This window comes from Rathayibacter sp. AY1B6, from assembly GCF_002932755.1.
Lineage (GTDB): Bacteria > Actinomycetota > Actinomycetes > Actinomycetales > Microbacteriaceae > Rathayibacter.
This window is the reverse complement of the sequence record NZ_PSWL01000004.1, coordinates 69,780-93,860: the sequence shown is the minus strand read 5'-3', so window position 1 is coordinate 93,860 and position 24,081 is coordinate 69,780. Positions and strand designations below refer to the sequence as shown.

The following is a 24,081-nucleotide window of genomic DNA, read 5'->3' as shown; positions in this document are numbered from 1 at the left end:
CCGGACGTGGCCGGAAGAGGGCGTTGCCCACGGCGCTCGCAGCTGTCACGGTCGCAGGGCGGCCGACGACGGCCGACCCGACCGGAAGACCCCCATGCGCCTCCGAAGCACTGTCCGCCCGCTCGCGCTCCTCACCGGAGCCCTCCTCCTCGGGACCGGCCTCGCCTCCCTCGACGGGCCGCTCACCGCCACGGCCGCCGCGGCTCACGCGGCCGACGCTCCCGTCGCCGGCGGGCGCGTCGTGGGCTGGGGATACGACGAGGACGGTCGGGCGAGCGCCCCCGGGGATCTGACCGACGCGGTCTCCATCGCGGCCGGCCAGTACTACGGCGTCGCGGCGAGGAGCGACGGCACAGTGGCCGTCTGGGGTGACAATCTCGAGGGCGGTTCCTTCCCGGCGGACGACCTCCGTGACGTCGCGGCCGTGTCCCCCTCTCTGGCGCTTCTCGAGGACGGCACCGTCGCGCCGCTCTTCCCCCCGGATGACCGGTACACCGAGCCGCCGGCCGGGCTGAGCGGCGTCACCGCGATCGACTCGAGCGGCACCCACAGCGTCGCGCTCCGCGACGACGGGACAGTGGCGATCTGGGGATTCGACCAGGGACGAGTGCTGGAGGCGCCTCCCGGTCTGGACGACGTCGTGGCGATCTCCGCCGCGTCCTTCCACACCCTCGCTGTCAGGAGCGACGGCACCGTCGTGAGCTGGGGTTACGACGGCCCCGACGACACCTTCGCGGGTTACTCCGACATCGTCGCGGTCGCGGCAGGACGGACCCACGACCTCGCCGTCCGCGCCGACGGCAGCGTCGTCGCCGAGGGGAGCGACGGGGACGGAGAGAGCGACGTCCCCGCCGGGCTGACCGGTGTCATCGCGGTCTCGGCCGGGTACGGGCACAGCGTCGCGCTCCGCAGGGACGGCACCGTCGCCGCCTGGGGCGACGACGCGGTCGGCCAGTCCACGGTTCCCGCAGGACTGACGGGGGTCACCGCGATCGACGCCGGCTACGGCTTCACCCTCGCCACCGGGACCCGTCCCGTCCTCACCTCCGCCGCGCCTCCCACGGCGACGGTCGGCACCGCGTTCTCCTTCGCCTTCGGAGGGGATGCGCGCTTCGCGGACCACACCCTCGCCAGCGGGACGCTCCCGCCCGGACTGACCCTCACGCCCGCAGGGGTCGTGACGGGCACGCCGACAGAAGCCGGAACCTCCGACATCACCGTCACCGCGACCAACTCCTTCGGGACGACCACCACCGCCTCACGGCGGATCACCGTCGAGGCCGCCGCTCCTGCACCCGTCGCGCCGACGATCAGCGGAACCGTCGCGGCCGGCGTCGTCGGCTCGGCCTACGACTTCACCTACGCGGTCGCCGGAACTCCGACGCCCGCCGTGACCGTGTCGTCGGGCGCCCTGCCCCCGGGTCTCACCCTCGATCCGACGGGGCGCCTCACCGGCACGCCGACCAGGACCGGCAGCTACGGCTTCACGGTGAAGGCCGCCAGCACCTCGGGAACCGCGACCGCGCAGAGCACCCTCACCGTGTCACCCGCGTCCGGGACCGCGAAGGCCGACCTGCGCGTCGACGTCTCCGCTCCGACCACCGCCGTGAAGGGCAGGACGTTCTCGTACACGCTCATCACGAAGAACGCCGGACCCTCCACGTCGACGGCGGTCTACTCGACGGTGGTCCTCCCACCGGGGGTGCGGTTCGTCTCCGCGACGGGGAAGTACACCCGCATCGGCAGCGCCGTGGTCTTCCAGCGCTCGAGCCTCGGAAACGGACGGACGGCCACCGAGAAGATCACCGTCACGGCGACGAGCGCAGGCACGGGCACAGCGCTCGCGAGCACGTTCTCCGTGAGGACTCCGGATCCGTCGATCCGCAGCAACGCCGACACCGCCGCCACCACCGTCCGCTGAGGAGCGGCGCGGATCGGAGCGGCCGCACGCGACGCGCTGCGGGCCGTCGTGTTGTCGGGCACGCCCGCGGCCGTAGCCGGGCTCGCGGGCCTGGTCGCCCGGCTCCCCGGGAGGCTCCGCGCCTGCGCGAACGACGAGTGCACCCTCTTCCTCCTCGACGGCGACGTGCGGCAACCGGATGAAGGCCCGCGCGCACGCGGCGATCGTGCGACAGCACGCCTGGGGCCCCGGCCGACGATCTGCGCCGGGCGGGCATCCGCTGACCGCGACGGTCGGCGTTCCGGAGCCGCCTCCCCGAGCGCATACTGCTCCCATGACGCAGGAGCAGTGGTGGTCGCGGCTGACGCCCGGGAGCCGCACGTGGTTGATCGAGAACAACGGCGACACGGTGCCCGAGAGCATCGCCGCAGAGGTGGCGGCCGCGGGCGGCCCGCCTGTCGGCTCCCCCGGCACGGACGGCGCCGGGCGTCTCGACGACGACGTGACGGACTGGATCGAGGCGCGGGCGAACCTCGAGTAGGTCGGCCTGCCGCCTCTCCTGCGGCTCGTCCTCGGCTGCCTCCGAGCGCACCCGCGCTGCGGTCACGGCAGGAGGATCACCTTGCCGTCGAGCGTCCGGGACTCGGCGAGCTCCATCGCCTCGACGATCCCCGTGAGCGGGAAGCGGGCGGCGATGTTGGCCGTCAGGGAGCCGTCGGCGAGGAGTCCGAGCACGCGGCCGAGGTCCTCCTCGAGCCGCGCACGGAAGCGCGCGGGCCGCAGCGAGTGGCCCGCCCAGAGGTCGTAGAAGACCGCGCGCCGGCCGTTGGGGCCCAGCTGGTATGCCTGGATCCGTGCGAGCTGGCGGAGGAACGGGGGCCAGATGCTCCCGCTGCTCGCGCTGACGATCGCGTAGGCGACGAGGGTGCCGCCGGGTGCGAGCAGCGACCACGCCAGCCGGGTCGTCGCTCCGCCGACGTTGTCGAAGACGGCCTGCACTCCGCCGGGAGCGAGCTCGCGTACGCGAGCAGCGAGGTCGGGATCGGCGTAGTCGACGGGCTCCACTCCGGCAGCACCGAGGGCCTCGTGATGGCGGGGCGAGGCAGCGCCGATCACGCGGATCCCCTCGAGGCGGGCGAGGCGGTGCACGAGGCCGCCGACTCCGCCGTTCGCGCCGAACAGGAGGATCGTGTCGCCGCGGGAGACCCGGGCCGAGCGGTGCAGCATCTGCCACGCCGTCACTCCGTTGACCACGACGGCCTCGGCGTCCTCCGAGGCGACTCCGTCGGGGACGACCACGCAGTCGCGGGCGGCGACACGGGCGTGCCCGGTCCAGCCGCCGGTCTTGGTGAGCGCGGCGACGCGGCGGCCCTCGAGCGACGCGTCGCCGCCGGGTCCGACCGCGAGGACCCGGCCGACGAGGTCGTAGCCGGGGGTGAAGGGGAACGGCGGCTGGGCGACGTAGCGGCCGCGGCGCATCGACTGCTCGGCGAACGAGATGCCGGTGGCCTCGACGGCGACGAGCAGCTCGCCGGCCGTCGGCGGCTCGACCGGTGCCTGCTCGAGGAGCAGTCCGGACGGCTCGACGATCCCGGGGAGGACGACGCGGGTAGTGGTGCGGGGAAGGGTGCTGGACACGAGGGGCTCCTGGGGGTGGTAGTGAGTGACTGGACAGTCACATCTGCGGGCGTGAAAAGGGGAGAGTGGCGAAGAGGAGGAGGAGAGGGGAGGACCGCGGACTCAGTCGCGGTGCCGGATGCCCGCGGAGACGATGCGGGCCCACTCGGAGTCGACGCCGCCGAGGTCGGTCTGCACGATCAGGTGGCAGAGCTGCCCGTAGGCGATGAAGCGCTGCACGGCCGGGCCGTCGGCTCCGGACACGACGGTGACGGTCCGGACGACCGAGGAGATCCCGCGACGCACCGCCTCGCGGATCTCGGGGACCTCGCACGCGCTCTGCGCCTGCGACTGCAGCATGATCAGGTCGCGGTCGGCGATCAGGTCGATGTAGGCGACGGTCATCGCCTCGAGCCGGTCGGCCGGGTCCGAGGAGAGCGAGGCCTCCCCCGCCGCCGCGAGCGTGGACGCCACCTGCTCGTAGCAGCGGTCGACCGCGGCGACGAAGACGCCGAGCTTGCCCGGGAACAGGCGGAAGACGTAGGCGGGCGAGACCCCGGCCTCGGCAGCGACGTCGGTGATCGGGGTCGCGGCGTACCCGGTGCGCGCGAAGACGTGGAGCGCGGCCTCGGTGATCCGCTCGCGCTGCGCCTCAGCGGTGGAGCGGGAGGATGGGGTGGGCATGTGACTGATCGAACACTTACTTCGCTCGCATGTCAAGAGCGGCTGCCGGACGAGTCGACACGCGGGCCGGATCAGGAGCCCCGACGACTCCGTCAGCAGTACCGACGCAGGCCTGCCGGCCAGGAGGGGCGCGCGCCGCTCCGGAGCTCGAGCGCGCCTCCTCCGCCCTGCCGAAAATGGTTCGGCTACCGTCCGTGGCGGGCCGAGTTCCTCGGTCCGCCACCCGAGGAGGGATCGCCCATGCACGATTCGACCGAGGCTGCCGTCGTCAAGAGGGTCCTGGAGGACGAGATCCTCGAGAACTACGCCTCCGTGGTGGACGTGGTCCGGACCTGGATCGAGAGCCCGAACAGCGTCTGCATCGTCTACCGGCGCCGTCTCGACGGCGACCATCTGATCGGTCAGCGCTTCCGCTTCCCACCGCACGCCGCGAACGACGATCCCGTCTCGACGGGAGTCGATGCGGCGCTGAACACGGCCGAGCCCCTCGGCGCGCCCCTGGAACGCGCGCGGCTCGCGGACGGGGTCTTCTGGTTCGCGATACCGCCGACCGACGCACTGCCCGCCATCCCCGACGGGCCGTCAGCACCGAGCCGGGACTGAGCGACGGCGGCGAGCTCGACCGAGCACCCCCTACCCCGCGCCGTAGTCGCATCCTCGGGGACTCGGCAGTGGACACCGTACTGGCCACAGTTGCAGCGCGAGGCCGGATGGCATTCGAGTCCTCTACCGACGGCGTCCAGGCGGCCACCAACGCGTCTTCGTCACTTCGCCCGCCACCGATCATGACCCGGCAATGACGAGGGTGGACACGGCGCAGGACGGGCAGAGTCTGCGGGCGCGCTCGTTGATCGCGCTTTTGTCCCCGGCAGGATCCCGCGGGTCGGGTTCCCGAGGCCGACCCGCTGCCTAGCGTCCCGGCGGGAATACGGCATTGAGCAGGCTGGAGCAGGACGCCAGCGGCGAGCGACGCGAGCGGGTAGTCGCACCCGGCCGCCGACTGCCTTCGGTTCTGCCTGGGGGTTTCGCGTAAGCGCGGCAGGTCGTACGGGGACGCTTTCGCCACTCAGGCGAGTAGGTAGAATCCGGCGGCGGCGACACCGAAGCTCAAGCCCAGCGCGATCCTGATGGGCACGAGCCACTTCTCCGTCGGCCTCATCGCGCAGGAGGCGACGCTTGTCGGTACCCATAGGAGCCATAGCACTGCAAGCACGAGGAGGATTCCACCGTCGCCCGGAAGGGATCCCAGACGGAGGTAACCGATCGTCAAGAGGAGGGTTCCCGCCAAGCCCGCGAGCGAAGCCACCCGCACCTTTCTCGCCGAATCGTGGTCCAAGCGCACACTGCCCATTGCAGGCAACCCTTTCTCGTTCTGCTGGATCAGTCAGTTAGAGCAACACGCGTAGGTCCAGCCAAGACAATTCTGAGACATGCATAACGAGCAGAAGATCATGGCGCACGCCGTGAAAGCGACGACATTTCCCGTGAAGACACAACCCCCGCAACAAGTGACGATCCTCCCAGTGTCGAACGTCGTACAGGTCCGGCATGAGTGCGTGCCTGATCCACAAGCCGCGAATGCGCTCGCTGGGGTGACCGCTGACAACGCGTTCGTTCCGATTGCAGACATGGTTGCCGTGTTCTCGGCCGTATCGACATCGAAAACAGTGACGGTCGACTTCAAAACTTGCCTCGAACTTGAGAGACGTATGCGACGAATATGGACTCGGTCCCCGAGGAGCGTGGTGCTCAAGGCGAGCACGACGGTCGAACCGCTGATTATCGACATATTGATGGGATCACCGGCGAAGCCGCCGTAACGGATTCCTGCCGCGCTCAGATCGTCCTCGAAGTACTGCATGTAGGCCGAACGCTCGTCGTCCGTAACTGGGCGCGTCAGATCGGAGAACCACTCCCCCTCGTTGCTTTTCGTCGATGTGATCGATCGGGAAGCCCGGCCGTCGGCAAGCGCGATCTCTGGAAAAAGAGTCGCGATGAGGGCCCCCGCGCCAGCACCGAAGATAGTCCTTCTATTGATTCGCATGATAGAAAATCCCTTCTCCTCCATTGTTTTCCGGGTCGACTACTCGAACGGCCGCCTCACGGGACGAGGGCAGCCGTCTTTCCACGCTTCGCTTCGGCGAGACGCCAGCCAGCGAGTGCTACGACGCCAGCGACAATCGCGAGGCTCCACGCCTCGGAATATGATCGAGGCTCCTGCCACAAGCTCGGCGCCAACATGACGATGAACAGTAGGTTTCTGGCGACGAGAGTAGGACTCGATCGTTGCCGCAGGACAGCACCGAAACAACCACAATCGTTGACGATCCCGCGAATGAGCGCGCTGACTATAGCGGCCGTATAGGTCGTAAGCAATCCGAGTCCGCTTACAGTCCAGAACCAGCCGAGGTTCGCGATGATGCCCACTCCGACAGCCAGCTCGACAGGCGGGAGAAGACACGTTGTCGCAGTCAGCAGTTTCGTCGGCAGCACCTTGAAGGCGGCGATGGACAAGCGGAGTTGTTCGCGTCCTTCGCGGTATTTGATGACTCCCGCAACACCGATCAAGACCCCGACGAGGACGCGCAACACAACAACCACTATCATCATTGATCCTCACCGTCAGCACTGCACTTCGATTCAACCTTGTAAGGGATTTCCGAGGCGCCTCGCTTCACTGTAGATCGGGAGTGCCGAAATTCCAACGGTTGCCAGAGAATGGCGCGTTGCGACGCCGCTCAGGCGCAGTCGCAAGGGGCCGCAGCACTCCTCGCGGGAGCGACGCCTTCTCGGCTTTCGTCGACCATGCTGCCATTCGGACAAGTCTCTCTGACGGTTAGTCTCGATGAGGTATTCGCCGGACGCCTCAGCCGGAATCCACCCCTCAGGCATCTTTCTTACTGTTTGGGCAAAGGCGCGGGAGGCCCGAGCAACGTGTCTACTCGAGCACGCGGGAAGTCACGGGCTGAGCAACGCCCCGCGGAACGCGTGCCGACGGTCGGACCCGACCCTCCACCCCTATGCCGCAGCGAATCGCACCCCTAAGTTGGGGGGACCCGCATCGCCGACCGCGCACCACTGAGTTCCGATGGAGGAACGCCATGGCCACGACACCCGTGCTCCGCAGGATCGCGATCGCGCTGGTCGCGGTCGTCTCGGTGGGAGTGGCGGGTGCCGCACCGGCGTCCGCTCTCGACAGGCCGATCTCCGGGTACCTCAAGGACAAAGGGGTGACACCCGAGAGGATCGTCGACTACCTCGGCGGGCCGATCGTCTCGCCGTCGACCTCGGTCGGCTACGGCGGCGCGGTCTCGTCGGTCGACGCGAACGCGAGCCGGGCGGGCCTGGAAGTGCTGAAGCGCGGCGGCAACGCTGCCGACGCCGCGGTCGCCACAGCCGCCGCCCTCGGCGTGAGCGAGCCCTACAGCGCCGGTGTCGGCGGCGGCGGGTACTTCGTCTACTTCGACAAGGCGTCCGGCGAGGTCAGCACCATCGACGGGCGCGAGACCGCGCCGGCCGGCATCACCTCGGACGCCTTCCTGGACCCCGCGACGGGCGCTCCCTACCCGTTCACGCCCGACCTCGTCTCGTCCGGCGTCGCGGTCGGCGTGCCCGGCACCGTGGCGACCTGGGACACCGCGGTCGACAGCTTCGGAACCCTGCCGCTCCCGGTCGTGCTGGCTCCCTCCATCGCGCTCGCGGCGAAGGGCTTCCGAGTCGACGAGACCTTCCGCAACCAGACTCTCGACAACCTCGAGCGGTTCCAGGCGTTCCCCGACACCGCGAAGCTGTTCCTCCCCGGCGGGGACGCGCCGAAGGTGGGCAGCACGTTCCGCAACCTCGACCTCGCGAAGACTCTGACCTCCATCGCCGTCCACGGGCCGGACGCGTTCTACGAGGGCGCGCTGGCCGCCGAGATCGCCGACACGGTGCAGCACCCGAAGCTCGCGGACGGCGCGAATCTCCCCGCTCCGGCCGGCACGATGACCGCCGCGGACCTCGCGGCCTACTCGGTCGCCGAGCAGGCGCCCACCCGCGTCTCCTACCGCGGACTCGACGTCTACGGCATGGCCCCCTCCTCCTCCGGAGGGATCGCGGTCGGCGAGGCGCTGAACATCCTCGAGAACCACGACCTCGCGGCCGAGGACACCGGCAGCGCCCTGCACCTCTACCTCGAGGCGTCCGCCCGTGCCTTCGCTGATCGCGGCGCCTACGTCGGCGACCCGGCCTTCGTCGACGTGCCCACCGAGACGCTCCTCAGCCAGGAGTTCGCGGACTCGCGCGACTGCACGATCGACCCGACGACCGCCTCCGTCCGCCCGGTCGCGCCCGGCGCTCTCGACGGCTCCGGATGCTCGACCGCCCCCGCCGTGGAGGAGTCGGACACCGAGAACATCTCCACGACGCACCTCTCCGTCGTGGACAAGTGGGGCAACGCCGCCTCCTACACGCTGACGATCGAGCAGACCGGCGGCTCGGCGATGACCGTCCCCGGCCGCGGCTTCCTCCTCAACAACGAGATGACCGACTTCTCCCCCACCTTCGTCGACGGGGACCCGAACCGGATCGAGCCGGGCAAGCGCCCGCGCTCGTCGATGTCGCCCACGATCGTGCTCGACGGCGGGAACGTGCGGTTCGTCGTCGGCTCGCCGGGCGGATCGACGATCATCACGACGGTCCTGCAGACCCTGGTCAACCGCATCGACCTCGGCATGACGCTGCCGGAGGCGGTGGCCGCTCCCCGCGCCTCCCAGCGCAACGGGGCGACCACCTCGGCCGAGCCGGAGTTCATCGAGGCGTACGCCGACGACCTCGCGCCCTTCGGCCAGCAGCTGGTCCCCTCGGGCGACACCTTCACGTCGGCCGCGCAGATCGGCGCGGTCGCGGCGATCGAGGTCGATCCCTCGGGGCGGATGACCGCGGTCGCCGAGCCCGTACGGCGCGGGGGCGGCGTCGGGCTGGTGGTGCGGCCCGAGAAGTGACGCCCCTGCGGGCAGACGGTCGCGGTCCGAGTGGAGTCGCTCTCGTGCGGAGGAGTCACAGCCCCTTCGGGAAGCCGAGGGGGCGCAGCGCGGGGTCGAGGCTCTCCCACTGGTGACGCCGCTCCGCGTCCCGGTCGGCGTCGCTCCCCCGGAGTCCGACCGCCTTCGCGGCGTACACGGCGGCGTGCGAGCAGTGATCCGCCATGTGCGCGACGGCCGCGGCCTGACCGGCCGCCCGCGCGGCAGCGGTGGCGGCCGGCTCGCCCGCCTGCGTCGCGGTGCGGGCTGCGGCGTGCGCCGCGAAGGCCGCCGTGCGGCACTGCGTCATCGGGGCCTCGCCCCTCTCCCACGCGAGGAGGACGTCGAGCGCACGCCGAGGCCGGGGATCGTCCGGATCCCACTCCTCGAACGCGGGGAGGACGCGCATCACGCACTCCGCCGCCCACCGCGCGAGCGCCCGATGCACCTCCGGCTCGGGATTCGCCCAGGCCGGCTTCTCCGCTCCGCCCACGGGTCTCCCTCCGATTCCGGAGCTCAGCTCAGGCGCTCGGCCAGGTGGACGGTGACGACGTCGCCGAGGTCCTTGCCGATCGTCTTCCGCAGCTTCGCGCTGATCGACAGCATGTGGCCGCCGGCGCCGGTCGGCAGCAGGCCCGCGGTCACCGGCTCGCCGTCGACGGTGGCGACCACCTTCACGGACCTCCCTGTGCCGAACAGCTCGACGGAGCCGGGCACCTCGACGCACGACCAGAGGTCGCCCTTGACGATGACGCCGATCGGAGCGGTGAAGGCGACGTCCATCGGCCCGACGCTCATGCGCTCGGCACACCATCGCCGGAGGAGCTCTGCCCGCTGTACCGGTCGAGGACCTCGTCGTACATCGCGGCGTCGAGCAGACCATCGGACAGGGCCCGGCGGACCTCCTCGAACTCCCCCGGGTCGAGGGTCGTCCAGTCGAAGCCGTCGCTGGGCGACCCGGGCCGGTAGCGCCGGCGGCCGAGCTCGTCGACGGCCTGCTCCCGCGTCAGCTCCCCCGCGGCGAAGCGCTGCGCGATCTCGTACGGTGTCGCGCCGGAGACGCCGGAGCGCACGTGCGGCAGCGCGGCGGCCGCCTCGATCCCGTCGGACACCTCGTCGATCGACATGCGGACCCCTCCCGTCCGAGGGCCCACCGACCCTCCCGTCGACCCTACGACGAGACGCCGCATCCCCGCCGGGTCGGGCGCCGCCTCCACCCGGCCGCGGAGCTCACGATCCGGCCCGGTCGAGGCCACATCGGCGTCCTGCTCGACTGGCCGGACGTCCTCGACCGCCTCCTCGCGGACGGGTTCCCCGGGGACGGCCCCGGCAGCGGAAGCTGAGCGTCTCCTCGCGGCCGGCAGCGGATCCGACGCGGAAGGTGGGCCTGGAAGGGCCACGCTTCGGGAGGGCTCCCTCCGCGAGGATCACGGCATGGCCCCTCACCCGGATCCCCGCCGATGACTCTGCAGGACCTCGCCGACGAGCTCGCCGAGGCTCTCGACCGACCGGTGACGATCGAGGACCCGTCGCACCGGATCCTGGCCGCGGCCCGTACGGGCAGAGGGCCCCGGGACGGCGTGTTCCCGGTCCAGGATCCGCGGGGCCGGCTCGCGACTCTCCTCCTCCCCCGGGAGCGGCCCGCGCCGCTCACTCCGGCCGAGTACTCCCTCATCGACGCGGCCGTCGGCGCGATCCGGCGCCTGCTCGGTCCGTCGACGAGGGCGGGCGGCAGCTCCCGCCGCGAGGACGTCCTCGCGGCGCTGCTCGCGGCGGACGGCAGCATCCGGCGCTCGGCCTTCGCCGAGGCGGTGGAGCGGCGCTGGCTCCGGCGGGACGCCCAGACCGTCGTCCGCGCGGTGCGCCTCGCCGGCGCGACCGGCTCGCTCCAGCGGACGGCGCTGGCGAAGCGGATCGACGCGAGCCCCGCCTTCGGCCTGACCTTCCTCGGCGATCAGGAAGGCGCTCTGTTCTTCGTCAGCGTCGACGCGCCGGAGGCCGCCACCGACGCCATCCTCCACCAGGAGGCGCGCGACCGCGGCACGGCCGTCGACGCGATCGGCTCGGCCCGGTTCGACGTCCGCGACGACGACCTCCTGCCGACCGCCGAGCGGGCCGCCCTCGCCGCGACCATCGTCGGCTCCCTGCCCGACGGCCGCGGCCGGGCCGACATCGCCGAGCTGGGGGCGTGGGTGCTCCTCGCCTCGATCGGGGCGGACAGCTCGCAGCTCGCCATGCTCTCGCCGGCCGCGGCGACGCTGCTCGAGCGGGGCGACGAGGTGCAGCGGCGGACGGTCGAGGCCTACCTCGACGTGCGCGGCAGCGTGCGGGAGGCGTGCGGGCTCCTGCACATCCACCGCACCACGCTCTACTACCGCCTCGACAACCTGCCCGAGGCGGTCCGGGAGGCGCTCGACGACGGACTCGCGCGCAGCACGCTGCACCTCTGCCTCAAGCTGATGAGGTTCCGCGACGGGCTCGAGCGGCGGCGGGCCTCGTGACCGTGCCCGGGGACGTCCCGCAGGTCCGCCTCTACGGGCGGCGCGAGAGCCGCGACGCGTGGGAGATCCGCGACCTCCTCTCGCGCAGCGTCGTCTCGTTCTCGTGGACGCCGATCGACACGGACGAGCAGTGCCTCGCCGTCGCCGGACACCCCCTCGCCACCGCGTCGCTCCCGCTCGTGGTGTTCCCGGACGGCAGCCGCGCCTCCGATCCGACGCTCGCCGAGGTCGCGGCCCGGCTGGGCTGGGTGGGCGCACCCCGGCTGGCCGAGTACGACCTCTCCATCTACGGCGCGGGCCCGGCCGGGCTCTCCGCCGCCGTCTACGCCGCGTCCGAGGGGCTGAAGGTCGTCGTCCTCGAGCGCTCGGCGATCGGCGGGCAGGCCGGATCCAGCAGCCTGATCGAGAACTACCTCGGCTTCCCGCACGGGATCGCGGGAGCCGACCTGGCCGAGCGCGCGCGGCAGCAGGCCGTCTCGTTCGGCGCCGAGCTCCTGCGGATGCGCGAGGGGATCCGCGGGCGCTTCGCCGACGACCGGATCCACGCACTGCTCGCCGACGGGACGACCGTCGTCGCCCGCACCAACATCTGCGCCACGGGAATCCAGTGGCGCCGGCTCGGCCTCGAGCGCGAGGACGAGCTGCTCGGCGTCGGCCTCTACTACGGCGCCGGCACGAGCGAGGCGCCGCTCTGCGAGGGCGAGGACGTCGTGGTCGTCGGAGGCGGCAACTCGGCCGGGCAGGCCGTGATGAACCTCTCGGCGCACGCGCGGCACGTGACCATGCTGGTCCGCGGCCCGGATCTGGCCGACAGCCTCTCCTCCTACCTCGCGGAGCGCGTCGTCCGGCAGCCGAACGTGACGATCCTCCTCGACTCGCGCGTCGCCCGCCTGCACGGCGCCGACGCCCTCGAGTCGATCGAGGTCGAGAACTCGGCGACCGGCGCGCACGGGGCGCTGGCCACCTCGCATCTGTTCGTCTGCATCGGCGGCGAACCGGACACGACCTGGGCGGCGGAGACCGCGATCGTCCGCGACTCCGGCGGCTACCTCGTGACGGGCCCGGACCTCGCGGGCGAGCACGCCGCGCCGGACTGGCCGCTCGAGCGGGCGCCGTTCTACCTCGAGACCAGCGTCCCCGGCTCCTTCGCCGCGGGGGACGTGCGCCGCAGCTCGGTCAAGCGCGTCGCCTCCGCCGTCGGCGAGGGCGCGATGGCCGTCACCTTCGCCCACCGCCACCTGCAGGAGACCTCGTGAGCCGCCGGCTGCCGACGGTGCGCCACGGCGTCGGCTTCTGGATCGTCGCCGCGACCTTCCTGCTCGTGATGGCGTACTCGACGGTGCCGACTCCGCTCTACCCGCTCTACCAGCAGCTCGACGGCTTCCCGCCGTTCGTGATCACCGTCGTCTTCGCCGCCTACGCGGTCGGAGTGATCGTGAGCCTGTACCTCGCCGGTCACGTCAGCGACTGGCTCGGCCGCCGCCGGGTGCTGCTGATCGCGGTGCTCGTCTCGGCGATCTCGGCCGTCCTCTTCTCGCTGACGACGGAGGTTCCGGGGCTGATCGTCGCCCGCTTCGTCAACGGCGTCAGCATCGGGATGCTCACCGCCACCGCGACCGCCCACCTCGGCGAGCTGCGCGCCCGCGCCCGGCCGGACGAGAACACGATCGTCGCCGCGTCGATCTCGGGCGCCGTGAACCTCGGCGGGCTCTCGCTGGGTCCGCTGCTCGGAGGGGTCTTCGCCGAGTTCCTCCCCGATCCGCTCCTCCTGCCGCATCAGGTGTTCCTGGTCGCGCTGCTCGTGGCGGGCCTGGCGCTGCTCCTCGTACCCGAGACGGTCGACGTGCCGGAGACGGCGCCCGCCTACCGGCCGCAGCGGCTCTCGGTGCCGGCGGACGCGCGCCGGGCGTTCCTGCTCGCGGCGTTCGGAGCGTTCTCGGCCTTCTCCGTCCTCGGCCTCTTCACCTCGCTCGCACCGACGTTCCTGGTGCAGACGTTCCAGGTCCGCGACCACCTGCTGGCCGGGGCGACGTCCTTCGCCGTGTTCGCCTCCGCGGCCCTGGGCCAGCTGCTGCTCGTGAAGGTGGCGGTGCGCCTGCAGCTCTCGATCGCGGTGGCGGGCTGCGCGGCCGGGCTCGCAGCGGTCGCGGCCGGAGCGATCGCTCCGCAGCTGGGGGTGTTCCTCGCCGGGGCCGTCGTCTCGGGCTTCGGGGTGGGGCTGCTCTTCAAGGGATCGATCGGCACGGCGGTCGCCCTCGCGGATCCGGCCCGCCGGGGCGAGACCCTGGCGGTGGTGTTCCTGGTCGCCTACACGGGGCTCGCGGTGCCCGCGCTGGCGGCGGGAGCGGCGCTGAACCTCGTCGCCGCGACGACCGTGCTGACGGTGTTCGCGGCGCTGGTGCTGGCGGCGACCGCGACGGCCGGCGTGCTGCTGCGCGCCCGCAGCGCGGCGGCCGGGCGATGAGCGGCGGATCGGGGCGGCGCTGCGTGGGGCTCGGGCTGCGGGGCGGCGGCCGTCGGGGTGCCGGCCGTGTGCACCCCGGACGGCCGCCCGTCGCGTCAGAAGTCCTCGCGCCGCTCCTGCTCGGCCTCGGCGGCCGGCTCGAGCGCGGCGAGATCCCCGAGCGCGAGGCGCAGCTGGCGGAGGAGCCACTCCTCGGTCAGCGCCCCCGCGTCGAGCGCGTCCAGCCGGCGGAGGCGCTCGGCGGCCGACCCGGTGAGGTCGGCGGGCGTCCCGGCGCTCATGCGCCGTACCCCGCTCCGCGGAGCAGGCGGCGCAGGTCGACGAGCTGCTGCTCGTCCACGTCCTTGTGGTGCGGCCGGTGGAGGGTCTCGGTGGTCGAGCCGACCGTCACCGAGAAGGCGCCGTCGTGCTTCTCGTGGACGGTGCCGACGGCTTCGAGCAGCGTCAGCGCGTCCGCCCAGAGGACGTTGTGGCTGGGCGAGTCCTCGAGCAGCCGCTCGAGCGTGTCTCGCTGGTTCGAGTGGAGGTGGCGGGTGTCGGTCATGAACGGCCCTTCGGTGTCAGAGCACGCGCCCCGGTGGCGGTGCTCGGCGTCGCGTCCGACGGTAGGCGCGCGGGTGGAGCCGGTGCGCGAGTCGGATGACTCGAAGAGCGGACGTGGCGGGGCGTCCTCGCGAGAGGCGCGGTCGTGAATCCGGAGCCGGGCGACCGCCTCGACGAGGGGGAGCCTCCCCGCACGCCGGGGCTGCCCGAGGCCGCCGTCTCCGCCGCGTCGCTCCCCGACCGGCCGGCCGCGTTCCTCAACGCTCTGCTGACCGAGCACTTCGTCCTGGAGTCGGCGCGCGGGATCACCGTGACGGAGTCGAGCAGCCGCGCCTCGCTCTACCTGACGATGCTCTCCAGCTCGCTCGTGGCCTTCGGCTTCCTCGCCCCGACCCGGTACGCGATGGGGTTCCTCGCGGTGATCATCCCGGTCGTCGTGCTGCTGGGGGTGTTCACCTACGAGCGGCTGGTGCAGACCTCGATGGAGGACATCGCCGCGCTGACGGCCATCCAGCGCATCCGCCGCTACTACGGGACCCTGCTGCCGGGCGCGGGCGCCTACTTCGCGGTGCCGCGCGGCCGCCACGCGCCGAACGAGCTGCTCGAGATCGGCCGGCGGCAGAGCTGGCGGGGCATCTTCTTCACGATGTCCTCGGCGATCGCGGTGGTCAACTCGATCGTGGCGGGCGCCGGAGTCGCGCTCGCGCTGACGCAGAGCGGCGCGGACGAGGTCCCCGCGATCGCGTGCGGCATGGCGGCCGCGGTCGTCCTCGCGGTGCTGCACGGGGTGTACCAGTTCCACCGGTACCGGCAGATGCGGCTGCGGATCGCCGAGGCGGAGGCGCTGGACGGGGTCGAGAGGCGGTGACGGGGCGGGGTCCGGCGGCGGCGTCGTCCGCCGGCCGGCCGGCGGGCTTCGACCTGCTCCCGCGACTGCTCCCGCGACTGTCCAGGAGTTGTCGCAGTCGCATGCCCAGTGCGACAACTCTTGCGCTGTCGCGGGGGGGGGTACGGCTCAGGCGCGCTCGGCGAGGAGGTACTGCCAGTCGCGCGGCACGCGGTCCTTCGGCCCCGGAGTGGTCTGGCTCGCCGGGTGGCTCTGCGGGTCGGCCAGGGCGGGGCCGTCGGCGTAGTCGTCGGTCCGGTAGTCCCAGAACCAGTCCTCGCCGGGCTCGAAGCTGCGGATGACCGCGTGGCCGGTCGAGTGGTAGTGGGCCGACGCGTGGCGGTTCAGCGAGTCGTCGCAGCAGCCGATGTGCCCGCAGAGCGCGCAGCGGCGCAGGTGCAGCCACCACGAGCCGGACTGCTCGCACTCGACGCAGCCGGGGCCGCTCGGCGGGACGGAGGGGTCGATCATCTGCTGCGACGTCATGCGCTCAGCATGCGCCTCCCGCGGCGGCAGGCACCAGGTCGGATGACTCGATCCTGCGGCTCCGTCACGCGCTCCGGGCGTCCTCGAGGCTGAGGAGCGCGTCGCGGAGCCCGGCCCGCGAGGTCACCCCGAGCTTGGGGAAGATCCGGTACAGGTGCCCGCTGACGGTGCGGGGCGAGACGAAGAGCTGCTGGGCGATCTGCTTGTTCGAGAGCCCGGCGGCGGCGAGGGAGACCACGCGCCGCTCCTGCTCACTGAGGTCGGCGGCCACCGGCGCCTCCCCCGCGCCGCCCGCCGCCCGCAGCTCGTGCTGGGCACGGGCGAGCCAGAGCTCCGCCCCCACCGCGGCGAACCCCGCGGCGGCCTGGCGGAACCGGGTGCGCGCCTCCAGCGGACGCATCCGGCGGCGCAGCCACTCGCCGTGGCAGAGCTGGACGCGCGCCCGCTCGAACGGCCACTCCTCGGAGGCCGGGACGAGGGAGCTCTCGAAGAGGGCGCCCGCGCCGCCGGAGGGATCGAGGACCGCGGTCGCCGCCAGGGCGAGCATCCGCCCGCGAGGAGCGAGGGGCCGCTCGGCGAGCTCCGCCGCGGCCGCCGCCAGCTCGGCGCAGTGCCCGGGCAGGCGGAGGCGCGAGGCGGCCTCCGCGGCGTCGAGGAGCTCCAGCGGGTCGCGGCCGGCGCGGGAGGAGGAGCGGGCGTGCGCCTCCTCGAAGCGGCCGCCGCCGAGGTCGAGCGAGCACAGGGCGTGATCCGTGGCGCGCGCGACCGACGCCGCTCCGTGCCGCAGCGCCCAGGCCGACGCTCGCTCGGCGCACTCGAGAGTGCGAGCCCGGTCGCCCTGCACCGCGTGGACCCGGGCTCGAGCCGCGTCGATCAGCGCACGGACGGCGGGCAGCTCGTCGACGCGGGCGGCGGCGCGGTCGAGGTCGGCCGAGGCGTCATCGAGGCGACCGCGGTCGAGGGCGGTGGTGCCGCGGCGGAGGAGGGCGAGGGTGCCGGGCAGGCCGTCCGCCTCCTCGCCGCGGTCGAGGAGCCCGGCGAGGCGGTCGCGGCGCTCGTCCGAGACCTCGAGCAGCGACCAGGCGAGGTGCAGCGCGACCGTCTTCCACGGGTCGCCCGTGACCGCGGAGTCCTCGGCGAGCAGCAGGCGGCGCTCCCACTCCTCGTGTGTGACCGGTCGCGCGCTGGCCTCCACGAGGCGCAGGACGGGATCGAGGGAGTGCTCCTCGCCGACGGCGAGCGCCTCCTGCCACCACGCGGGATCGCCGCGGAGCACGCAGGCGGTGTGGAGGACGGTCGCCAGCAGGTCGGCGGCGTCGTCGCGCGGGGCTGCGTGGTCGGCGGGGAGTCCGCCGCCGTCCTCGCGGGAGGCACCGTCTACAGGCGAGTCACCGCCGACAGGCGAATCACCGCCCGCAGACGAGCCCCCACGCCCGACCCGAGCGCCGAGCGCCCGGAGGGCCGCGCGGCGGACCCCGCCCACGTCACCCGTGCGGAGCAGCGCGTCGGCGAGCCGGGCCGCCTCGACGGCGGCCCCGGGAACAGCGCCGTCCTCCCGCGAGCGCTCCACCACCCGCTCGAGGGCCGCCGCATCGCCGGTGAAGGCCGCGACGGCGGCCGCGCGCGCCTCGAGCGCCTCCCGCAGAGCACCACCGCGCGCACCCGAGCGCGCCTCGGCCAGGAGGAGCAGCGCCTCCTGCGGCCTGCCCGCGCGGAGGCGCTCCTCCGCCGCGTCCTCGAGGAGCCGCGCCCGCTCCTCCGGCCCGGCCGCGTCGTCCGCCGCGAGCAGCAGGCGGAGGTGCGGGGCCGACTCCGGGCGATCGGCGAGACGCCTCCGTGCCGTCCGCAGCGCTCGGGGCGACGCCGTCGAGAGCACCACCGCTCGGACCACCGGGTCGCGGAACGCACGGCCGCCCGCCGTCAGGATCCCCTCCTGCACCAGGGCGCGGTCCCCGTCGCCGAGGGCCGACCCGATCGCCTCCGGGAACTCGGCGCCCGCCACCGCCGCGAGCAGGAGCGCCTCCCGGCACGTCTCCGACAGCGGAGCCAGCAGGTCGAGCACCCTGGTCTCGGCCTGCTCGAGCCGCGGGTAGACCGGGAAGTGCGAGGGAGCGTCCTCGTCGGCCCAGGCCCGCCCGAGGACGTCGAGGAGCAGCGGATTCCCCTCCGCGACCCGCAGCAGGCGCGCCTCGACGGCGAGCGGCCGCCGGCAGCCGTGGGCGCGCAGGAAGCCGCGGGCCGCCTCCGCGTCGAGGGGCTCCGTGCGCCGGTGCCGCAGGCCCTCCCAGCCGGCGAGGACGCGGCGGTCGCCGGTGGCGAGGAGGCAGGCGGCGCCGACCTCGTCGACCAGCCGGGTCACCAGGGCCTGGAGGGTCTCGCGGGCGGCGACGTCGAACCGCTCCCAGTCGTCGACGACGATCAGGAAGCCGGGGTCGCAGGGGGAGGCGGAGGAGTCGCGCACCCGCTGCAGACGGCCGATCAGCGTGGCGAACAGCGCGAGCGAGGACGCGCCGATCACGGCGTCGCCGCGGTCCGGCCGCACCTCCACGACCTCGCAGCCGGCGGCCCGAGCGGTGGCCGCGGCGGAGCGCAGCATGTGCGTCCGGCCCGAGCCGATCCCGCCCTCGACCACCAGGAGCCGCTCCCGCGCCGGCGACGCCGAGCTCAGCATCCGGACCACCACGTCCTCGGGGGCGCTCGGGTGCGCGGGCGGCGAGGAGAGGGCACTGATCGTCATCGCGACTCCTGAGGGACGGGTTCCGAGGACCCCATGCTGACCGCCGGGCACTGCCGCGCTCTCCTCCCTCTGTCGGAACCCTCGGGCGCTCCCGGGCTCTCCTCCCTCTGTCGCGATCCTCCGGAGCGCGGCCGGGCCCCGGTCGGCGTCGGGCAGGAGGGCACCGGAAGGCAGGAGGGCACAGAAAGGAAGGAGGGCACAGCAGGCACAGCAGGGCACAGCTGGGCAGTGGGCCCGGCGGGTGCCCGACGGTACTCTGTGTCCCACCGGACGACCGGTACGGCCCCACCCCCGCACGACCGCCGCTCGACCCGGCGGCTGAACCGATGGAGTCGCACGATGAGCTCTCGCAGCCCCCTCGCGGAGTTCCTCCGCGCTCGACGGGCGGCGCTGCAGCCGGAGCAGGTCGGCATGCCGACCGCGGGCACCCGGCGACGGGTGCCGGGTCTGCGCCGCGAGGAGGTCGCCGACCGCGCCCGCATCAGCCGCGACTACTACCTCCGCGTCGAGCAGGGGCACGCCGTCGCTCCGTCCGACCAGGTGCTGAACGCCCTCGCCGAGGCGCTCGCCTTCGACGAGTTCGAGCGCGCCTACCTCTTCCGGCTGGCCCGACTGCGCCCCGGCGCGCGCGATCCCGCCTCCCTTCCGCCAGGCCAGGGCGTGGAGTCGCTGCTCGCCCACTGGCCGAGGACGCCGGCGTACGCGTTCGACCGCAACCTCGACGTCCTCGGCGCGAACGATCTGATGAGCCGTCTCGCCCCCTACAAGGGCGCGCCCGGCGCCAACATGCTGCTCTCCACGTCCCGCGGCTTCGCCCGCGCCGTGGCGGACGGCGACCCGCCGGACCAGCTGCAGGCGTGGGGCCAGGTCTTCCGCGAGCTGATCGCCGCACTGCGGTTCTACAGCGACCCCGACGATCCGCGGCTGCACGAGATCGTCGGCGAGTGCTCGGTCGGGAATCCGCTGTTCCGGTCGATCTGGGCCGAGTACCAGGTCCGCCCCTTCACCCACCGGTGGATCCGCGTCCACGTCGAGCCGTTCGACTGGCTCGACCTCGAGATGCAGACCCTGGAGCTCGCCGGCGCTCCGGGCCGGTACGTCGTGACCTACCTCGCGGCGGCGGGGACTCCGGCGGCCGCGGCCGTCGACTACCTCGCCTCGCTGCGGCCCGCTCCGGAGGCGGGCACCGCGCTGACCGCCCCGGCCGGCGCCTGACCAGTGGCGGCGAGGAGCGCGAGAGCCTCGCGACCCGCCGCGCCACCCGCCTCGAACAGGAGCAGGAGGCGCGCGCCGTCCCGGACCAGCCGGTAGTCCATCGGCACGGAGCCGACCGCAGTGTCGAGGAACACGACCGACCCGCGCGCGTCGGCCTCCGCCCCGACCGCCCACGAGTCCGCGAACCGCGGGCTCCTCGCCGAGAGCTCCCCGACGACCGTCAGGAACTCCCGATCCCCCCGGTGCCGGTCGAGCGCGTCCCGGAGCATCGCCGCGACCTGATCGGCGGCGGCACCCCAGCACGGCAGGTCCTCGACCTCGGACGAGTCCAGGAAGGTGAAGCGGGCGATGCTCACTCCTGCGGCGAAGGCGGGCGAGAGCGCCCGCGCGAGCGGAGTCGCGGCCAGCACCCGCAGGTGCCGGTCCAGCAGCACCGCCGCCCTCCCCGCCCACGGCAGGAGCGCCGCCTCGTGATCCTCAGCCATGTCCCCGTCCCCCGTCCCCTCCGCGCGTCCCTGTCTCAGCGCAGCGGAGTGATCCCCTGCGTGCCGGGCGGGAACGTCGCCAGCACCTCCTCCGGGATGTTCAGGTGCTGCGCGACCAGCGACGGCGGCAGGTGGCTGAGCCACTGGGCGAGCGACACCTCCTCGTAGCGGGAGCTCTTGAAGGTCTCGATGTAGACGAGCGTGTCGTCGCCGGTGTTCTCGACGTAGTGGCCGAAGTTGCGGCGCACGACGCCCACGTCGCCCGCGTGGAAGTCGGTCGTGTTGGCGTGCGGGCCCGTGTTGAACACGGTCATCCGGGCGGATCCGCGGAGGTAGTACTGCCACTCGTCGGCGTTGGGGTGCCAGTGCAGCTCGCGCATCGAGCCGGGCTCGACGGTCGTCAGCGCGGCTGAGACCGTGCGCGAGGCCGGGAAGTTCGTGCTGTCGGCGATCTGGATCCGGCCGCCGCTGTTCTGGTGCACCGGCTCGGACCGGGAGAGCCGGAAGATCACCGCCTCGTCGCCGTCCTGCACCCCGGCCGCGGCCCGGTCGGCCTGAAGGTCGCCGGGCACGTCGCCCGGGAAGATCCAGAGGTCGTGCAGCGGGATGTCGCGGAAGACCTCCTGCGCGACGCCGAAGTTCTTCGCCAGCACGTCGGGCGGCGTGTGCGCGAACCAGTCGGTGAGCAGGAGCGTGTTGCTCTCGGACTGCTCGCCGTCGTCGAACGCCAGCACGAACTCCGCCCCGTCCGGGCCGAGGCCCTGCAGGGAGTGCGGCAGCCCGGGCGGGAAGTACCAGAGGTCCCCCTCCTGCACGTCGTCGACGCTGGGCCGGCCGGTGCGGCTGAGCGTGGTGATGCGGCAGTTCCCCCTGGTCATCAGCGCCCACTCGGCGCTCTGGTGCCAGTGCAGCTCGCGGATCCCGCCGGCCTCGAGGTACATGTTCACGCCGGCGATCTCGTTCGAGATCGCGAAGTCGGCCTGCGTGAGCTCGCGCGCCCAGCCTCCCCGCTGCACCCGCCGCGGCGAGATGTTGAAGGAGGACCAGAAGAACGGCTGCGTGCTGATGTCGGTCGCGGGCGCCGCGATCTGGTTCGGGAACAGTCCCTCCAGAACGCGGTTCTGCGGGCCGGTCATCGTGTTCGCCGAGGGATCGCCCTCGGTGTTCACGATCCCCTCCTGGGGGAGGTCCGGGTCTCCGAATCCGGGGGTCTCGTGGTGCGGAGCGGTGCTGTCGTCGGGTTCCACGGCGTTCTCCCTGCTGATCGTCCTGCGCGCCTGCGCTGCTCCGATCCCACCGCTCCGGATCGGGACGCACCACGGTCATCCGACTCGATCCGCGCGTCCCGTCGACCGGCCCGGGTCAGCCGCCCAGGCCCTCGAGAACGTCCCGCGAGGGCACGAAGTAGACCCCGCCGGTCGTCGCGGTCGAGAAGTCGAGGAGGCGGTCGTGCCGGCCCGCGGGCACGCCGACGAACATCCGGGTCAGCATCGTCTCGATCACCGACAGGTCGGCGGCCAGCCCGAGGAAGTACGTGCCGAACTCCCCCTTGCCGGGTCGGCCGAAGGGCATGTTGTCGCGGAGGATGTCGTGCTCGGTCCCGCCGGCGTCGACCACGGTCGCGAGCCCCTTGTGCGAGAGCTGCGCCGGATCGTCCTCGCGCTCGACGTTGTCGGCCTTGCTCCGGCCGATGACCCGCTCCTGCTGCTCGGTGGTGAGCGCGTGCCAGGCCGTCAGGTCGTGCAGGTACTTCTGCACGACCAGGTAGCTGCCGCCCGCGAACGCCGCGTCCTCCGCGCCGATCAGTGCGACGCGGGGCAGCGCCTCCCCGGTGGGGTTCTCGGTGCCGTCGACGAAGCCCAGCAGGTCGCGGTTGTCGAAGTAGCGGAAGCCGACCACCTCGTCGCGGACGACGACGTCCTCGCCGAGCGCGTCGAGCAGGAGGCGCTCGAACTCGAAGCAGGCGTCGTCGCGCTCCGCCCGGATGTGGAACAGGAGGTCGGTCTGGGTCGAGACCGCCGTGTGCGCCGCGCCGACCACCTCCCGGAACGGGTGCAGCTGCGCGGGGCGCCCCTCCCCGCCGAAGCGGTCCCACGCGTCGCTCCCGATCCCGACCAGGCACGAGAGGCGCAGGCCCAGGTCGCGGAAGCCGACCGCGCGGAGGATCCCGCCCACGTCCGCGACGACGTCCCGCACGCGGTCCGCGGCGTCCTGCCCGCCGACGATGTCGAGCGAGAGGAAGACGGCGGACCTGCTGAGCGGAGCGACGACCGCCTGCGGCTCGATCGGGACGCGGTCCTCGACGGTCACCGGAGCACCGCCGGCCGGGGCGTCGTCGTCAGGGGCGTCGTCAGGGGCATCGTCAGGGGCGTCGTCAGGGGCATCGTCGTGGGCATCGTCAGGGGCATCGCGACCTCCGGTCCGCGCGCCGCGGGAGGGCGCGTCCGCCGCGATCCTGTCAGCGCCCGCGGTGCCGGTCACGAGTCATCCGACCCCACTCGACGAGCGCGGCCGGCGACCCCGGAACCGCCCGGGCGACCAGGTCTGGACGATCGTCGGAACATCTCCCCGCGCTCTTCAGGGAGCGCTCCCACGCCCCTATCGTGGAGCCGCTCCCCACCCTCATCCGGGGAGGCACCACCTTGGACACGACCCGGGCCGGGCTCGGGATCGACACGAGCACGGAGGTTCGAAGATGCCGTTTGTGACCACGGACGACGACGTCGAGATCTACTACAAGGACTGGGGCAGCACCGACACGCAGCCCATCGTCTTCCACCACGGCTGGCCGCTGTCGTCCGACGACTGGGACGCGCAGATGCTCTTCTTCCACGCGCACGGCTACCGCGTCATCGCGACCGACCGCCGCGGGCACGGCCGCTCCACCCAGGTCGGCACCGGACACGACATGGACCACTACGCCAGCGACGTGAACGCGGTCGTCGAGCACCTCGACCTGCGGAACGCGATCCACATCGGCCACTCCACCGGAGGCGGCCAGGTCGCGCGCTACGTCGCGAAGTACGGCGAGCCCCAGGGCCGCGTGGCCAAAGCCGTCCTCGTCTCGTCGGTCCCGCCGCTGATGGTGCAGACCGAGGCGAACCCCGAGGGCACGCCGATCTCGGTGTTCGACGGCTTCCGCGACGCTCTCGCGGCGAACCGCGCCGAGTTCTACCAGGCCGTCGCGGCGGGTCCGTTCTACGGCTTCAACCGCGAGGGCGTCGAGCTCTCGCAGCCGGTGGTGGACAACTGGTGGCGCCAGGGCATGACCGGATCCGCGCTCGCGCACTACGAGGGCATCAAGGCCTTCTCGGAGACGGACCAGACCGAGGACCTGAAGGCGATCACCGTCCCCGTCCTCGTCACCCAGGGCGACGACGACCAGGTCGTCCCCTACAAGGACGCCGCGCTCAAGCAGCACGAGCTGCTGCAGAACTCGACGCTCAAGATCTACGAGGGCTACCCGCACGGCATGCTGACCGTCCACGCCGACGTCATCAACCCCGACCTGCTGGCCTTCATCCAGGAGTAGCGCGGGCCGCTCGCAGGCGCGTCCCGGCCGT

General features: G+C 72.7%; 25 protein-coding genes. 11 read left to right on the top strand and 14 right to left on the bottom strand.

Going from position 1 to position 24,081, the window contains the following annotated elements:
* Positions 1 to 94 precede the first annotated feature (94 nt).
* Entirely contained in the window at positions 95 to 1,921 is a 1,827-nt protein-coding gene (locus C5D08_RS03165; RefSeq protein WP_104275779.1) for a putative Ig domain-containing protein, read from the top strand.
* A gap of 313 nt (positions 1,922 to 2,234) precedes the next feature.
* Entirely contained in the window at positions 2,235 to 2,441 is a 207-nt protein-coding gene (locus C5D08_RS03160) for a hypothetical protein (RefSeq protein WP_104275778.1), read from the top strand.
* Positions 2,442 to 2,503: 62 nt separating this feature from the next.
* Here C5D08_RS03160 and C5D08_RS03155 read toward each other — a convergent pair whose 3' ends face one another.
* Positions 2,504 to 3,538 (bottom strand): zinc-binding dehydrogenase, encoded by a 1,035-nt coding sequence (locus tag C5D08_RS03155; protein WP_104275777.1) that lies wholly within the window; start codon positions 3,536 to 3,538, stop codon positions 2,504 to 2,506.
* A gap of 102 nt (positions 3,539 to 3,640) precedes the next feature.
* Positions 3,641 to 4,201: a TetR/AcrR family transcriptional regulator gene (locus C5D08_RS03150; RefSeq protein WP_104275776.1), complete on the bottom strand. Its 561-nt coding sequence runs from the start codon at positions 4,199 to 4,201 to the stop codon at positions 3,641 to 3,643.
* Between the two features lie 240 nt (positions 4,202 to 4,441).
* Between C5D08_RS03150 and C5D08_RS03145 the strand changes: the two genes are divergently transcribed.
* Positions 4,442 to 4,804: a hypothetical protein gene (locus C5D08_RS03145; protein ID WP_104224922.1), complete on the top strand. Its 363-nt coding sequence runs from the start codon at positions 4,442 to 4,444 to the stop codon at positions 4,802 to 4,804.
* A gap of 463 nt (positions 4,805 to 5,267) precedes the next feature.
* On the opposite strand, the gene C5D08_RS03140 is transcribed toward C5D08_RS03145, so the two are convergent.
* The gene (locus C5D08_RS03140; RefSeq protein WP_104275775.1) at positions 5,268 to 5,552 is read right to left on the bottom strand and encodes a hypothetical protein; all 285 of its coding nucleotides are present in this window, start codon (positions 5,550 to 5,552) and stop codon (positions 5,268 to 5,270) included.
* 79 nt (positions 5,553 to 5,631) lie between these two features.
* Here C5D08_RS03140 and C5D08_RS16615 point away from each other — a divergent pair, with 79 nt between their 5' ends.
* Positions 5,632 to 6,021 (top strand): hypothetical protein, encoded by a 390-nt coding sequence (locus C5D08_RS16615; RefSeq protein WP_146086069.1) that lies wholly within the window; start codon positions 5,632 to 5,634, stop codon positions 6,019 to 6,021.
* 280 nt (positions 6,022 to 6,301) lie between these two features.
* Here the strand turns inward: C5D08_RS16615 and C5D08_RS03135 are convergent, their stop codons facing one another.
* The gene (locus C5D08_RS03135; RefSeq protein WP_104275774.1) at positions 6,302 to 6,811 is read right to left on the bottom strand and encodes a MauE/DoxX family redox-associated membrane protein; all 510 of its coding nucleotides are present in this window, start codon (positions 6,809 to 6,811) and stop codon (positions 6,302 to 6,304) included.
* 491 nt (positions 6,812 to 7,302) lie between these two features.
* Between C5D08_RS03135 and ggt the strand changes: the two genes are divergently transcribed.
* On the top strand, positions 7,303 to 9,183 hold the full coding sequence (gene ggt, locus C5D08_RS03130; RefSeq protein ID WP_104275773.1) for a gamma-glutamyltransferase: 1,881 nt from the start codon (positions 7,303 to 7,305) through the stop codon (positions 9,181 to 9,183).
* Between the two features lie 55 nt (positions 9,184 to 9,238).
* On the opposite strand, the gene C5D08_RS03125 is transcribed toward ggt, so the two are convergent.
* From C5D08_RS03125 to C5D08_RS03115, 3 genes are all read right to left on the bottom strand, one after another.
* A complete protein-coding gene (locus tag C5D08_RS03125) occupies positions 9,239 to 9,649 on the bottom strand; it encodes a putative immunity protein (protein ID WP_374954143.1) in 411 nt (136 codons plus the stop codon).
* Positions 9,650 to 9,717: 68 nt separating this feature from the next.
* Entirely contained in the window at positions 9,718 to 9,999 is a 282-nt protein-coding gene (locus tag C5D08_RS03120) for a DUF1905 domain-containing protein (RefSeq protein ID WP_104275772.1), read from the bottom strand.
* Positions 9,996 to 10,328: a hypothetical protein gene (locus C5D08_RS03115; protein ID WP_104275771.1), complete on the bottom strand. Its 333-nt coding sequence runs from the start codon at positions 10,326 to 10,328 to the stop codon at positions 9,996 to 9,998. Before C5D08_RS03115 ends, C5D08_RS03120 begins: the two co-directional genes overlap by 4 nt.
* A gap of 333 nt (positions 10,329 to 10,661) precedes the next feature.
* Here C5D08_RS03115 and C5D08_RS03110 point away from each other — a divergent pair, with 333 nt between their 5' ends.
* The 3 genes from C5D08_RS03110 to C5D08_RS03100 are packed head-to-tail and all read left to right on the top strand — an operon-like array spanning position 10,662 to position 14,166.
* A complete protein-coding gene (locus tag C5D08_RS03110) occupies positions 10,662 to 11,702 on the top strand; it encodes a helix-turn-helix domain-containing protein (protein ID WP_104275770.1) in 1,041 nt (346 codons plus the stop codon).
* Positions 11,699 to 12,958, top strand: coding sequence for an NAD(P)/FAD-dependent oxidoreductase (locus C5D08_RS03105; RefSeq protein WP_181110072.1), 1,260 nt, complete (start codon positions 11,699 to 11,701; stop codon positions 12,956 to 12,958). The genes C5D08_RS03110 and C5D08_RS03105 overlap by 4 nt, the downstream gene beginning before the upstream one ends.
* Positions 12,955 to 14,166 (top strand): MFS transporter, encoded by a 1,212-nt coding sequence (locus C5D08_RS03100; protein ID WP_258065163.1) that lies wholly within the window; start codon positions 12,955 to 12,957, stop codon positions 14,164 to 14,166. Before C5D08_RS03105 ends, C5D08_RS03100 begins: the two co-directional genes overlap by 4 nt.
* A gap of 95 nt (positions 14,167 to 14,261) precedes the next feature.
* Here C5D08_RS03100 and C5D08_RS03095 read toward each other — a convergent pair whose 3' ends face one another.
* Both C5D08_RS03095 and C5D08_RS03090 read right to left on the bottom strand, forming a co-directional pair.
* Positions 14,262 to 14,447, bottom strand: a complete 186-nt coding sequence (locus C5D08_RS03095; protein ID WP_104224778.1) for a hypothetical protein — start codon at positions 14,445 to 14,447, stop codon at positions 14,262 to 14,264.
* Complete coding sequence (locus C5D08_RS03090) at positions 14,444 to 14,710, bottom strand: hypothetical protein (protein ID WP_104275769.1); 267 nt, start codon at positions 14,708 to 14,710, stop codon at positions 14,444 to 14,446. Before C5D08_RS03090 ends, C5D08_RS03095 begins: the two co-directional genes overlap by 4 nt.
* A gap of 144 nt (positions 14,711 to 14,854) precedes the next feature.
* Here C5D08_RS03090 and C5D08_RS03085 point away from each other — a divergent pair, with 144 nt between their 5' ends.
* Positions 14,855 to 15,577: a hypothetical protein gene (locus C5D08_RS03085; protein WP_104275768.1), complete on the top strand. Its 723-nt coding sequence runs from the start codon at positions 14,855 to 14,857 to the stop codon at positions 15,575 to 15,577.
* A gap of 147 nt (positions 15,578 to 15,724) precedes the next feature.
* On the opposite strand, the gene C5D08_RS03080 is transcribed toward C5D08_RS03085, so the two are convergent.
* Positions 15,725 to 16,081 carry a UBP-type zinc finger domain-containing protein gene (locus C5D08_RS03080; protein ID WP_104275767.1) on the bottom strand — a complete coding sequence of 119 codons (357 nt, stop codon included), beginning with the start codon at positions 16,079 to 16,081 and terminating at the stop codon, positions 15,725 to 15,727.
* A gap of 64 nt (positions 16,082 to 16,145) precedes the next feature.
* Entirely contained in the window at positions 16,146 to 18,818 is a 2,673-nt protein-coding gene (locus tag C5D08_RS03075; RefSeq protein WP_104275766.1) for a LuxR C-terminal-related transcriptional regulator, read from the bottom strand.
* Between the two features lie 339 nt (positions 18,819 to 19,157).
* Here C5D08_RS03075 and C5D08_RS03070 point away from each other — a divergent pair, with 339 nt between their 5' ends.
* A complete protein-coding gene (locus tag C5D08_RS03070) occupies positions 19,158 to 20,033 on the top strand; it encodes a helix-turn-helix transcriptional regulator (protein WP_181110070.1) in 876 nt (291 codons plus the stop codon).
* Here C5D08_RS03070 and C5D08_RS03065 read toward each other — a convergent pair.
* The 3 genes from C5D08_RS03065 to C5D08_RS03055 all read right to left on the bottom strand — a co-directional run bounded on the left by C5D08_RS03065 (position 19,967) and on the right by C5D08_RS03055 (position 22,828).
* Complete coding sequence (locus C5D08_RS03065; protein WP_104275764.1) at positions 19,967 to 20,518, bottom strand: hypothetical protein; 552 nt, start codon at positions 20,516 to 20,518, stop codon at positions 19,967 to 19,969. The two genes, C5D08_RS03070 and C5D08_RS03065, sit on opposite strands and share 67 nt — an antisense overlap.
* A gap of 35 nt (positions 20,519 to 20,553) precedes the next feature.
* Positions 20,554 to 21,765, bottom strand: coding sequence for a cupin domain-containing protein (locus C5D08_RS03060; protein WP_258065165.1), 1,212 nt, complete (start codon positions 21,763 to 21,765; stop codon positions 20,554 to 20,556).
* Positions 21,766 to 21,880: 115 nt separating this feature from the next.
* Entirely contained in the window at positions 21,881 to 22,828 is a 948-nt protein-coding gene (locus tag C5D08_RS03055) for a Dyp-type peroxidase (protein ID WP_104275763.1), read from the bottom strand.
* A 385-nt stretch (positions 22,829 to 23,213) separates the two neighbouring features.
* Here C5D08_RS03055 and C5D08_RS03050 point away from each other — a divergent pair, with 385 nt between their 5' ends.
* Entirely contained in the window at positions 23,214 to 24,050 is an 837-nt protein-coding gene (locus C5D08_RS03050; protein WP_104275762.1) for an alpha/beta fold hydrolase, read from the top strand.
* Positions 24,051 to 24,081: the final 31 nt, after the last annotated feature.